This is a genomic window from Providencia vermicola (assembly GCF_010748935.1).
Taxonomy (GTDB): domain Bacteria; phylum Pseudomonadota; class Gammaproteobacteria; order Enterobacterales; family Enterobacteriaceae; genus Providencia; species Providencia zhejiangensis.
This window is the reverse complement of record NZ_CP048796.1, coordinates 2,318,040-2,331,141: the sequence shown is the minus strand read 5'-3', so window position 1 is coordinate 2,331,141 and position 13,102 is coordinate 2,318,040. Positions and strand designations below refer to the sequence as shown.

Genomic DNA, 13,102 nt, shown 5'->3' with positions numbered 1-13,102 from the left:
TAACCTGCACATAAAAAAAACAAAAACAGATTTAATGATGGGTTAAAGTTCGAATTAATCGTATTAAACAAAATATACTTTTCTACAAAACTATTTTTCGTTGAATAATTACTGTTACATAAAATGTTAATGTGTTCTATTAATATTAGGCGTAATATTCGGGATTATCGCGGCAAATGTGTGCCCGTAGCATAATTGATCCATCAAAGTCGTACTCATTGCTGTTCCATCGGTAGAAAAATAGAAAGCAGACCATCCCTTTATGATTTGTTTTCTATTTTTCTTATCATCCAATCAAATTAGCAAAGGGTCGGCAACTTGACACATCTTCAGACTTTGAGCAATATCCATAGGACCACGATAAAGAGGGGCACCTAAGGCTGAAAAATGTGCTATCGCTTGTGCAAAATCGCTGACATGCCAATATAAGAGAGTCCTTTTTGCCTGCGCTGATTTTGCTATCCGTTTGAACAGTTTCGATAGAAAAATCATCTAGATGTAATAAAGTGAAATCAAACTCAGGTAAATATTCTGTAATGGTATTCGAAAAAGCGTTTTGGAACTAAGCCAATCCTTCACTGACATTCGGAACATGAATTAAAGTTGCAGTAGAGCTAGTGATTCGCGCCATAAAGTTATTTAAGAAAAAGCGATGAGTGATTTAGATTTCAATTAGATATGTAGGGATAATATTTGGAGAGACTAAAAAGTAACCAAATGTTATTTTTTAGCTAGTAAAGTCACCTCGAATATTGTCGTATTTCGCTCAAGAATTTACGACTCATTCTAATTTAACCTGGGGCCAATATGCTATTTTCTAATGAAGAAAACACACTACCCATTGCCGAGAATGCTTTTTTATTAAAAGGCTTTTTATTAGGAAATGGTGAGGCGCTATTGTTGGCATTAAATCAGGTCGTAGAACAATCGCCTTTTCGTTTTATGGTGACACCTGGGGGGCATAGTATGTCAGTTGCTATGACAAATTGTGGTCCATGGGGATGGGTCACTGATGGACAAGGTTACCGTTATCAAATGAGTGACCCTGTCACAAAAGAAGCTTGGCCAACTATGCCCGCTATTTTTATGACTTTGGCTCAAGAAGCCGCTGAGATGGCCGGTTTCCCTAATTTTTTACCAGATGCTTGCTTAATCAATCGTTATTCTATTGGGGCAAAGTTATCTTTGCATCAAGATAAAGATGAAACTGATTTTTCGCAGCCCATTGTTTCTTTCTCCTTAGGACTACCTGCAATATTTGATTTTGGCGGTAAAACCCGAGAGGCGCCCAAAAAAGCATTATTATTGGAACATGGAGACGTTGTCGTTTGGGGGGGAAAGTCGCGATTAAATTACCATGGTGTACGTAGTATCAAAGCGGGGAGTCACCCTGTTTTAGGCGAATATCGTATTAATATCACTTTTCGCCGCTGCCAGTAAAAATGAGTTAATAGATTATTTTTCCATCATGTATAGGTTGGTGATATTTCAATACAGATGGTTAATTCCTTCAACTGTAGCAGCCTGTTATTCATTGGAGGTAAATAAACAGAAAAATACCCTTAATATTATTAGGTAAATTATACGCCATCATTTTATGCATAAATTTATGTTGTCATAATTTAAAAAACTACCCAATAAAGGTTAAGCAGTATTTAAAACAGGTATGCAACGTAGACTATTGAAGATAGCCCATTATCAGAATATAAATAGTGATTCAAAAAATACTAACAAAAATAACACTGGGAATAATAATGTACAGTTTTCAAAATGATTATAATGAAATAGCACATCCGTCAGTCATGAATACGCTGAATAACTTAGTTGGAAAGCGTTTTGATGGCTATGGTACTGATCAATATACTCAACAAATAGCAGATAAGATTAAGTTGAGAATCGGATGTCCTGATGCGGATATACATTTTTTTAATGGTGGGACCATTACCAACTTAACCGCAATTTCGCATGCATTACGTCCACATCAAGCCGCAATTGCCGTAGAGTCTGGACATATTGCAACTCATGAGACTGGCGCTATTGAAGCAACCGGCCATAAGGTGATTACTGTTCGCTCAGAGTCAGGTAAGCTTGAGCCTAAGCATATTCAGGCAGTGTTGGCAGAACACAATGATGAGCATGCGGTTCAACCTAAATTAGTTTATATCAGTAATTCAACTGAAATTGGAACAGTTTATCGTAAGCAAGAGCTTCAAGCACTTCGCACTGAATGTGATAAACATGGACTATTACTGTTTATGGATGGCGCACGTTTAGCCTCTGGATTGATGTCCAGCAACAGTGATTTAACGATTGAAGATATCGCCCAATTAACGGACATGTTTTACATTGGCGGGACAAAAATAGGCGCATTTGCAGCAGAAGTACTGGTTATTTTAAATCCCACACTAAAATCAGATTTTCGTTATTCGTTAAAACAAAAAGGGGCTTTACAGGCTAAAGGTTGGTTGTTAGCTGCTCAATTTGATGCATTATTTACCGATGATTTATTTTTCCAGCTAGGTGCTTATGTGAATAATAAAGCGGCTCAGTTAGTGAAACTTTTTGAAGAAAAAGGGTTTGGGTTCCTAGCGCCACCAGAGTCTAATCAAATTTTTGTGATTCTACCCAATGAATTAGCTGAGAAGCTGATGACTCATTATGTATTGCGCAAAATTTGTGAACCTGAACATGGCCAAAGTTGTTTACGTTTATGTACATCTTGGTCAACAACACAGCAAGATGTCGACAAGTTCATTACCACATTTAAGTCACTTATTTAAGCTAAAGATGCAGAATAAAGTGACTGGATGACATTGTATAGGGGGAAGTGGCTCCGATAATGTTTGATATTATCGGGGACACTTCAATGCGGTGGTGAATTGCGTCTTTAAAGCCCCTTGTTTGTATATTAATAGGTCAGTTTCTCTCGAATAAACATTCACAATTCCATTTTTCGTTGGGGTATTGAACTGATTTTCCTTTGGGAAAGGATCTTTTTTCTCGAACATTTAGAAAATTAGGTATGCGATTGAAATAGCAATGCCTCTTATCTAAAGAAGTTGGTAATATAGGCTTTGATATTGTGATTACAGGATGATGTTATGTTTATTTGGGTAGATGCAGATGCCTGTCCAAAGGTGATCAAAGAAGTATTATACCGTGCAGCTGATCGCGAAAAGGTTCAGGTAACGTTTGTTGCTAATCAACGACTAACCGTTCCTCCTTCTGCTTTTTTACGTACGTTACAAGTCGCTGCTGGTTTTGATGTGGCAGATAATGAAATAGTACGCCGTGCACAGCAGGGTGATTTAGTCGTGACTGCGGATATTTCTTTAGCTGCTGAAGTGATGGAAAAAGGCGCTATAGCACTGAATCCTAGAGGTGAGCGTTATAGTGAAGCAACCATTCGTGAGCGTTTAACTATCAGGGATTTTATGGATACAATGCGGGCGAGTGGCGTACAAACAGGAGGGCCTGCTAGTTTAAATCAGCGTGACCGTCAACAGTTTGCTAATGAGTTAGATAAATGGTTACTACACCGCAGAAAGCAGCTAGCAACTCAATAGATTCATTATCCTACCAATGTGTGTCATCTTAACAAAATCGATTTAAGATGACATAGTCTATATGTTAAATGAGTGAATACTTATCCACGACTTCTAAAAACACATCTATCAGTGATATCTCTTATTATTTTTTATTTCTACTGACCTTTATGATTTGGCCTATGATGAACATATTCAATCACGGTTCCGTCAGGATGAATGGCATTAAAAGCTTTCCCTGTGGGAACGTTTTGGAGTGGAAAAATAATTTTTGCTCCTGATTGGATAAGCTTATCGTAATAAGGTTGTACATCATCCACTAATAAAGTGGTATGCGTGCTCGTAAAGGGCACTAATTTTTCATCGGGGCCTTCAATAATAAGAAAAGCACCGACCATCGCGAGACGTAATTGATGTTCAGGGAACGGAAAGAAGCCATCCATGGTGACTTTTTGCAATTGTTCATAAAAAGTGATGCTGTCTTCTAGTTCCCCTGGTGCGACAAAAACACGGGCCATCACTCGAGGTGTCGTTAAGTGTTCACTTGATGGTTGTTTACGCCATAACTGTGTTAATTTCATTATTTCTACTGCCATTTTGGACACTCTATAGGTTAAAAAATATAAGTAATTTTATAAAATATCGAGTTATTTCTGAGTCTATTTTGTTCTAATATTTATCAATAAAGTATAAAGGGTCCTAGGCTGTTTTTATTGCCGTATGAGAATGTTCAGATAATTGAAAATCTCATTAATATAAATACGCTATTCATTGATATTTACGGTAAACTTTAAAAAAATATCTAACAAGAATGTAAGGAATAACATGGAGCCTGTTTTTCAAAAACCTCGTTGGTTGCGTGATTTACTACGATTTATTCCCTTAAAAAGTCAATTCGTACTATTTGGTAATGTGCGTGACCTGCAAGCCAGTGAAATTGCCCCTAATATAGTTACGCCATTACCTTTTAATCAGGCTCTTTTTAATGGTCTTTTTGATGCAGGCTATGCGCATGTTATTACTTATACCCCCCTTATGGGATTTCAGTGGGTAACGCATCCTTCTCGCCAAGCACAAGAAGGAGACGTGTTAATGCAGCAATTAGGGTTAACAGCGTCAGGAGGGCGTGCGGCCGGAGGTATTGACCTTCTTAATCAAGTGTTAGAAAAATGGATAAATTATCAGGAACAGCCGATCGCATTATGTATTGATTTTGCGTCATGCCTGATTTCGCATCATGCCAATTTAACCCCCGCTGAACATAGCCTATTTACGCGTGCACTGGTTGTTTCCCATCAAGCGAAAGCTCGGCCTGCTGGAGAGAAAAATCAGCCCTTCTTCAATACGTTGTTTTGGATTGTGGAAAAGGAAACTGATTTACCGGATTGGTTTCTCGTTAATAATCCACGGATACGGGCGATTTCTGTTGCCAAACCGGATAGTTTAGTAAGACGCCAATTGGCACCAACATTATTGGCTTCACTGCAAGGTTTTGGGCAACTCGTTGATTCAGAAAAAGAGCGTGTCATCAATGATTTTATTGATGAAACAGAAGGGTTATTGTTGCTTGACCTTACAGCGATTATTCAACTAGCCCGTATTGAATTGGTCGAGGTTTCTCGTCTCAGCGATGCAGTACGACGGTATAAAGTTGGGATAACTGAAGATCCATGGAAAAAAATTGATAAGCAAAAAATACATAATGCACCACAGGTTATTCAACGCCGAGTGAAAGGGCAGCAACACGCGATCACTCACTTATTGGATATCATTAAACGGGCTATGACGGGGGTTGCTAATCACAAAGGTGGTCGCCCACGTGGTGTTGTCTTTCTTGCAGGACCTACGGGAGTTGGTAAAACTGAGCTTGCAAAAACTGTCACTCAGCTGCTATTTGGTGATGAAAATGCGTACATCCGCTTTGATATGTCGGAATTTAGTGCTGAACATGCAGATCAGCGCCTAATAGGAGCACCTCCAGGCTATGTTGGCTATGATTCTGGCGGTGAGTTAACGAATGCCATTAGAGAAAAGCCTTTTAGCGTAGTGTTATTCGATGAAATTGAAAAAGCACACCCACGTTTGATGGATAAATTCCTCCAAATTATTGATGACGGTGTATTAACTTCGGGACGTGGCGATCGCGTTTATTTTTCTGAATCACTCATTATTTTTACCTCAAATCTTGGTATTTACCGTTTAGATGATAATGGTGAAAGAGTCGCGAATGTACAGCCGCATGAGCCATTTGAAACCGTCACGCGTAATGTCAAAAATGAAATTGAGCGTCATTTTAAATTGGTGCTTAATCGACCTGAGTTGCTCAACCGAATTGGTGAAAATATCATTGTATTCGATTTTATTCGTCCTGATGTCGCCGAGCAGATATTTGAGCAAATGGTCAGTAATATTCTTTCCGGACTAGATAAACAAGCGTTGAATATCTCCATTTCTCCACAAGCGAAAGAAGGCCTAAAAAAACGTTGTTTGTCTGATTTGTCGAATGGTGGAAGGGGAATTCGCAATCAATTAGAGGCTTATTTAATTAATCCATTATCACGGGCCATATTTGATAGTGAATTGACAGCTGGAGCAAATTATCAAATAACAGATATTGAAATTGGCGAGCTGACACATATCACATTACAGCCGCAGGCCAGTTAAAGCATGAAAATCAGTCTTTCACGCCTACATTTTCCTGTTACAACCTTAGGACCTGGCCAGAGAATTGGTTTGTGGGTACAAGGTTGTTCTTTGCACTGTAAAGGATGTTTATCGCCTGATACTTGGCATCAACGTGATAATGCAATTGAGATCAGTGAGCTGATTGCACAACTTAGTCAATGGTTTCCTTTTGCGGATGGTATCACCATTTCCGGTGGTGAACCTTTCGAACAACCAAAAGCGTTGCAGCAGTTGCTGAAAGCGTTACGACAGCACTTCCAGGGAGATATTTTCGTTTATAGCGGTTATGAATGGGAGCAAATCAAGCAGCAGGTTTTAGAAATGGATGGATTGATTGATGCGCTGATGAGTGGCCCTTACCTAGAGAATGCGCCACAAACGCAAGCTCTTAGAGGAAGTGATAATCAGCAATTACACCGGCTCACCCCCCTTGGCGATGCGCGATTTGCTCAATACGACAGAGCGTTAACCGAAAATGATAAAATACTTGATTTAGCACTTGATCAGACAGGGCGTATCTTTTTAACAGGCATCCCACAGCGCCATGATATGTTGCGTTTACGAACATTACTTGAGCAACAAGAGCAGCCCCTAAAACAACTAAAGAAATAACCTAAATTGGAATAACGGATGACCATGATACGCTTTTGTCCACACTGCCACACAAAACGTCCATTAACCGAGATTTTTTGTGAAGGAGATATAAACAATCAAACTTGTGGCTGGGATCTGACTCTTGAACCTATTCATGATGAGGACTGGGAAGCTCCGAACCAAGACAAGGTTATTTCAATTGACACGGCTAAAGATAATCAAGGTATTGACTTAGCTCATGACACTCCGCCAATAAAAAATAGTGTTTGCACCAACGGCCATCCAATGGAAGAGGGTGAGCTCATTTGCTTCCAATGTGGTGCGGATATAGCTGAAGAGCAACAGAGCGATATTAATCAGCCCGTGATTTTGGCTGAACGAATGATAGGTAATTGGTGTTTACAGCAGCGAATTAATGATGTCGATAGTGAACGAGAACGTTACGCTGTCACAAATAAAATAACCGGCCAAGTAGGTGTGCTCACACTCTATCAAAAGGGCGAAGAGCCTGATCCTGCTATCTATCAGGTATTAAACGTTATTCCTGTCGAACATATCCCAGTTTTTTATGAAACAGGGCGTTGGGAAAATCGAGCTTGGCATGTAACAGAAACATTAACGGGGGGATCGCTCAGTCAATTTATTCAGCGAGGTGAGTTTTGGCGACCAGATGAAATTCCACGATTGGTCGAGGAGATGGGGCAAGCGCTAGCGACATTCGCTGAACATGGCTTGCGTCATCGGGCGTTGAGACCTTCTAACTTACTGATCCGTAGTCGTGAACCATTAGATATCGTAGTGATCGAATATGGCTCGGCTAGCTTATCTGAGTTTGACCTTGATATTGTTTCACCGTTAGATATCTCACGCTATACCGCGCCTGAAACGCTTGCTGGTGGAGTTTGTGCAGCTTCTGACTGGTGGAGCTTAGGCATGATTTTGCTTGAACAGCTTACGCGAGGTCAGTGTTTTGAGCATATTCATGATAACGCTTTTTTGATTCAAATTATGACCAATGGTGTAGAGCTACCCGATGATTTGGATCCTAACACTCAATTATTATTGCGAGGCTTATTAAATAGGGATCGTTTTTTGCGTTGGCAGTGGCCGCAAGTTTCTGCTTGGCTACAAGGTCGTCCGGTACAAGCGCTTGAAACAACACCTGCTCATCGTGATTTCGTATCGCATAGCTTACAGTTTGCGGGACATCAATTTAAACATCCTAATGAATTGGCCATGATGGCTGCTGAGGCGACGCATTGGGATGATGCCGTTGCGATGTTAACACGAGGGGAAATAACTTCTTGGTTAGCAAAATTTGCTGATATGGGGAACGTGCTTAGTCAGTTACAACGTTTAGTGGGTCATTCCGAGCTGGAAGATAACCTTAAACTGACTTTAGCACTACGGATCCTGAATCCTAATATTCCTTTTGTTTATCAAGGAGAAATCATCACTCCAGCTTGGTTATTGACGCATCCCGCATTAGGTTATCAATTCATTAGTGAACCGTTGACTGATGAAATCCAACGTATTGACGAACAACATTGGCTAGCTCAACTTTATTACCGTCAATGCCGTATTCGACAGCGTGCGGAGCAACAAAAAATTCCTTTAAATGAGGAAAGTTTAAAACTTTATCTGTTGATAACGTCCGTCAGTCAGTTAGCTGCACGTTGGGATATTTTTCACCAACAGTTTCCGGATACTCATAACGATAGCTTAAAAGTATTGATTGGGAAGCAGAAGCTGCAAGAGGATGATTATATCCTGTTGCTAAGTGCCGATATTGGGCAATTTATCTCATTGGAAACGATAACCAATGAGGCGGCACGATTAGCTCAACAACAGGATATAAGTGATTTTGATGAGACTATTGCTAAACAACAATTAACATTACCACGCGCTGAATTATTTCAACAATTAGTCGATCGGTTAGCGGGTTTTAAGCGTATTGGCATTCTTGTGATAGACCAGTGGGTAGACACTTTTTTACTGACGCGCCGCTTACCATTACCACAAATTCTAGTCATGCTCGCTATCCCAAAAGAGCAGTGGCAAGTGCCTGAATCGCAGAAATATATTCTTGAAGTTTTAAACTTTTTTTCGAAAAGATTAGTGTCTGTCACTCAACGGGGTAATCTAGTCCGTATGCGCTTAACCGCAAACGCGGGTCGCGTTGATTTAGTTGAATGCGCAAGTTCTACCTCGGGTGCAGATAAACTCCTTGAGCATCTGATCAATCGGAAAAGTCGTCCTATCACTGTAGACGGTGATCTCCTGTTACAGCGCAAAGGTGTGAACAATCGTTTATGGACGTTACAGTCAGATACTCAGTTGTACCAGAGAGATACTGGTATTAATGGAATGTACTTGGGTTTTCCATTTTTATTGCTGAATACACAGCCTAATCAAATTAAACCTAGGATTGCACCTTTATTTTTATGGCCAGTATCCATCCAATCGACGGAATTACAACGAGGCCCAATACAATTAGCTTTTGATAATGAGAGAGCGGCCGTACGCTTAAATCCAGCGTTGGCCAATTTTGTTGGGATCCCTGCCATGAGTGAATGGCAGAAAGTGCTGGATAAAATTCTGTCTTTGGCTGCTTTGAGTGTGGAAGAGGTCATGACAACACTCGCCAACACCTTGCCAGCAAGAGAATTGGCACTGACACCATTACCTTCGATTACGGAGGAAGTTCCAGAAAATAGCGCGCAAATTGTGTGTTCAGCCGTACTATTTCATACCTCATTCATTGGTCAGGCGATCAGTAGTGATCTTAGATTGATCGCATCGCAATCAATTCAACAAACGGCGCTTGCCACTATGCTGAATCTTGACCATTCAGAACCTCAACAGAGCAGCCCGATAAAAACGGATGAGCAATATTTTTTATCATTACCTGACCCTTCTCAAGAGTCTGTGGTACAAGCGGCTCGACAAGGTACGGGTTTATTAATTGAAGGGCCTCCCGGAACAGGCAAAAGCCAAACAATTGTGAACTTAATCGCAGATGCGATAGGGCACCAACAAACCGTACTGGTTATTTGCCAAAAACCCGCAGCGCTGGACGTTGTGTATAAACGCTTAGTTGCCAATGGATTAACTGATCGGGTACTTTTGATCAATCAGAACCAAAAGCCTCGAGAAATTATTCAAGCGGTGAGAGAGCAAATTGAACAGTTATGGGGCAGGTTAGCCATAGCGTTACATGATGATGATTGGCGTCATCAACGTCGACAAATACAAGCCACGCTGAAGCAGCATGAGTGCCTACTTGATGATTATTATCAGGCGATGTTTAGCGAGGATGAACAGCTAAAACTTTCTTATAAGCAGGTACTATCTGAATTACTGCTGACTGAGCAAACCGATTATTTTTCATTAGACAAGGATCAAATACAGCCTTATCTCGCATCATTAGATAGGCATACCGTGATTCAGTTTGTGCATGATTTGAAAAGCCATGCTCCACGTTGGTTATCGCTCAATTACCAGAATAACCCATTGAATTGCTTAACTACTTTCTTATCACATGACCCGCAATACCACTGTTTTAATCACTATTTTCCACAGTGGGTGGATGATGAACAACAGCGTGAAAATGTGAATGCTGTAAGTAAAAGCCAAATTAATATTCACGAGCTAACCAATCATAGAGCCGCCTTTAGTCAATGCCAAAAACAATTTTCTGCATTGACGACGGAACAATGGCACCATTTTTCACAGTGGTTAACCCTATTTTTAACTGAAAATGGTAAACAAACCGTCGGCACGATGATCATACAGCAGTTAACGCAACTGAATGATCGTTTATGTATGATTGATACTACCGCGTGTGACCCTTTGTATTTTCCACTGTTTACTCAGTTAGATCACGACAATTTAAGCGAATTATCTCGCGCTATTAGCGAAAAACGCCAAGGCTCATTACTCAAGTTTTTCAATCCTTTTTACTATGTACGTAAAAGTAAGTTAAACCAGTTCATTGCTTCGAGTGGCATAGGAAAAGATGAGGGTAAACTACAGAGTCTGTTAAAAACTATCGATGTTGAACAACAATGGCGCTTATTGTATCAAGAATTACAGCCTATATATGGCCAATTAGCGATAGCGCCAACAGAATATGGGCAACAGTGGCGACATAAACTGAGTGGGCTAATTGAATTACTCAAACATGTTGAAGCCAATGCGACTATTTTGGCTGAATACCCACAACCTGAACATTTCCTTGATAGCATAAGAACTCAGCAGCATGATGGCTTTATGCAACAATGCCGTGAAGTGGAGTCCGCTATCGTTAAGGCAGAAGCTCGACAAAGGAGTATTGAAACACTTAATCAACTAGCACCTACACTGAAAACAGAACATTTCCAGCAGTTTAAAGAAACGATTGAGGCAGATGGTTCATTAAGACAAATTATTGAACAATTGCAACGTGCGCTGCCAGACTTAATTCAGTTTCAATTGTTTAGAACTGAAACGGCACACTTTACGAATGCACATTGGCAGTGTTTGGCATTATTACAGCCTCAAATAAGCGAAGAGGGAATGCCACACTGGGTTGATACTCTAGCGAATACGCTGAAACACTATTTTTTCGTATTTGCTAAAAACAAAATTGAAACCCGATCACCCATTTTGAGTTTAAATCATTCTCAGCTTACTGAGCATATTACTAAGCTCTCTGCATTACAGAAGCAGTTGCAGCAATATAATAAACAAGCGCTAACACTCAATATAAATTCTTTATTATTAGCCACTCGTCGTGAATGGGAAGCGATTACCCGTCTCGCGGGGCCACGAGCAAGGCGATTACGAGAGTTTGTCAGTGAAGGATGTGAACTTGGGTTAATGCAATTACGACCAGTTTGGTTGATGACACCCGATGTTGCGAGCCAAATACTTCCTTTGAAAGCCGCGATGTTTGATACTGTTATTTATGATGAGGCATCGCAAATGCCTATTGAATTTGCTTTACCTACCTTATTTAGAGGTCGGCAAGCTATTGTCAGTGGTGATGAAAAACAGATGCCCCCATCAAAATTCTTCAGTGGAAAAGTCGTCGAAGAAGATGGTGATGAGGAAGATGAAGAGCAGCAAGAACAGGTTGATGAGCAATGGGATTATCGCCAAATTAGTGATTGTCCAGATCTGCTCCATCTTGCGCGCACTGTATTGCCTATTCATTCCCTTGATATTCATTATCGCTCGGTGTATCGCGAATTAATCAATTTCTCAAATTATGCCTTTTATGAAAATAGGCTCAATATTCCTGCTCAGCACTCCAAGAGAATTATTAATGATATCAAGCCATTAATGCTATTACCGATTAATGGTACTTATGTGAATCAAAGCAATGAAGATGAAGCGAAAGCGGTTATTGACCATTTAACTGAACTGTGGAAGCGACCATTTAATGAAAGACCGTCGATAGGGGTCGTCACGTTCAATCAAAAACAAGCTCAACTGATTAATCAACATATTCGAGCGAAAATCCAACTTGATGAGCAGTTCCATCAGGCCTATATCGAAGAAAATCAACGACAAACTAACGATGAAGACATGTCGTTTTTTGTCAAAAATGTGGAAAACGTTCAAGGAGATGAACGTGATGTGATCTTATTTTCAACGACTTTTGGGCGTAACGTTCAGGGAACTTTTCGTCGTAATTTTGGGGTGTTGGGGCAAACAGGTGGCGAGCGACGATTAAATGTCGCCATTACACGCGCTCGTCAACAAGTGGTGATCATGTCATCAATGCCTATTGATGAGATCTCTGATTTACTCACGACTTACCGGAAACCTGAAATTCCTCGTGATTATTTACAAGGCTACTTAGCCTATGCCAAAAACCTGAATGACCCATTGATGCAACAAGAAAACCATAAATTGCTCAGTAGAATGTGTCATACCGCGGCAGCACAAGAAGAAACTACAATTCAATCAGATGCATTCGTTGAGTCTGTTGTCAGCTTCATTCGTTCACATGGATGGAAAATTGCCCCGCCAGAACATGTTGGTGTTTTCTATTTTGATTGCCTGATTGAAAATGAAGCAACAGGAAAATTTTTGTTAGGCGTTGAATGTGATATGCCACATCATTCACTGTTGCAACGTGCTCGAGCACGTGAGCTATGGCGAGCAGGGGTGTTGGAGCGTATTGTGCCACATAGGCACCGTGTCTCACTGACAGAATGGTATTATGCAAAAGAAGAGGCGCAACAACGATTACTTGATGCAATTCATCGTGCTTCATTAAATTAATAAAG

General features: G+C 40.4%; 7 protein-coding genes. 6 read left to right on the top strand and 1 reads right to left on the bottom strand.

The features are described 5' to 3' along the window. Positions 1–807 precede the first annotated feature (807 nt). The 3 genes from alkB to G3341_RS10385 all read left to right on the top strand — a co-directional run bounded on the left by alkB (position 808) and on the right by G3341_RS10385 (position 3,566). Positions 808–1,440 carry a DNA oxidative demethylase AlkB gene (gene alkB, locus G3341_RS10395; RefSeq protein WP_163861695.1) on the top strand — a complete coding sequence of 211 codons (633 nt, stop codon included), beginning with the start codon at positions 808–810 and terminating at the stop codon, positions 1,438–1,440. A 314-nt stretch (positions 1,441–1,754) separates the two neighbouring features. After that, on the top strand, positions 1,755–2,780 hold the full coding sequence (locus tag G3341_RS10390) for a threonine aldolase family protein (protein WP_163861692.1): 1,026 nt from the start codon (positions 1,755–1,757) through the stop codon (positions 2,778–2,780). A gap of 321 nt (positions 2,781–3,101) precedes the next feature. Next, positions 3,102–3,566 carry a YaiI/YqxD family protein gene (locus tag G3341_RS10385; RefSeq protein ID WP_163861689.1) on the top strand — a complete coding sequence of 155 codons (465 nt, stop codon included), beginning with the start codon at positions 3,102–3,104 and terminating at the stop codon, positions 3,564–3,566. A 137-nt stretch (positions 3,567–3,703) separates the two neighbouring features. Here G3341_RS10385 and G3341_RS10380 read toward each other — a convergent pair whose 3' ends face one another. After that, positions 3,704–4,141 (bottom strand): VOC family protein, encoded by a 438-nt coding sequence (locus G3341_RS10380; protein WP_244316425.1) that lies wholly within the window; start codon positions 4,139–4,141, stop codon positions 3,704–3,706. Positions 4,142–4,370: 229 nt separating this feature from the next. Between G3341_RS10380 and G3341_RS10375 the strand changes: the two genes are divergently transcribed. The 3 genes from G3341_RS10375 to G3341_RS10365 are packed head-to-tail and all read left to right on the top strand — an operon-like array spanning position 4,371 to position 13,097. Beyond that, positions 4,371–6,209, top strand: coding sequence for an AAA family ATPase (locus tag G3341_RS10375; protein ID WP_163861686.1), 1,839 nt, complete (start codon positions 4,371–4,373; stop codon positions 6,207–6,209). Between the two features lie 3 nt (positions 6,210–6,212). Further along, positions 6,213–6,842 (top strand): 4Fe-4S single cluster domain-containing protein, encoded by a 630-nt coding sequence (locus G3341_RS10370; RefSeq protein ID WP_154623434.1) that lies wholly within the window; start codon positions 6,213–6,215, stop codon positions 6,840–6,842. 18 nt (positions 6,843–6,860) lie between these two features. Continuing rightward, positions 6,861–13,097 carry an AAA domain-containing protein gene (locus tag G3341_RS10365; protein ID WP_163861683.1) on the top strand — a complete coding sequence of 2,079 codons (6,237 nt, stop codon included), beginning with the start codon at positions 6,861–6,863 and terminating at the stop codon, positions 13,095–13,097. Positions 13,098–13,102: the final 5 nt, after the last annotated feature.

Coding starts and splice junctions, on each gene's coding strand:
- alkB (WP_163861695.1), top strand. CDS start 808: ATGCTATTTTCTAATGAAGAAAACACACTACCCATTGCCGAGAATGCT.
- G3341_RS10390 (WP_163861692.1), top strand. CDS start 1,755: ATGTACAGTTTTCAAAATGATTATAATGAAATAGCACATCCGTCAGTC.
- G3341_RS10385 (WP_163861689.1), top strand. CDS start 3,102: ATGTTTATTTGGGTAGATGCAGATGCCTGTCCAAAGGTGATCAAAGAA.
- G3341_RS10380 (WP_244316425.1), bottom strand. CDS start 4,141: ATGGCAGTAGAAATAATGAAATTAACACAGTTATGGCGTAAACAACCA.
- G3341_RS10375 (WP_163861686.1), top strand. CDS start 4,371: ATGGAGCCTGTTTTTCAAAAACCTCGTTGGTTGCGTGATTTACTACGA.
- G3341_RS10370 (WP_154623434.1), top strand. CDS start 6,213: ATGAAAATCAGTCTTTCACGCCTACATTTTCCTGTTACAACCTTAGGA.
- G3341_RS10365 (WP_163861683.1), top strand. CDS start 6,861: ATGACCATGATACGCTTTTGTCCACACTGCCACACAAAACGTCCATTA.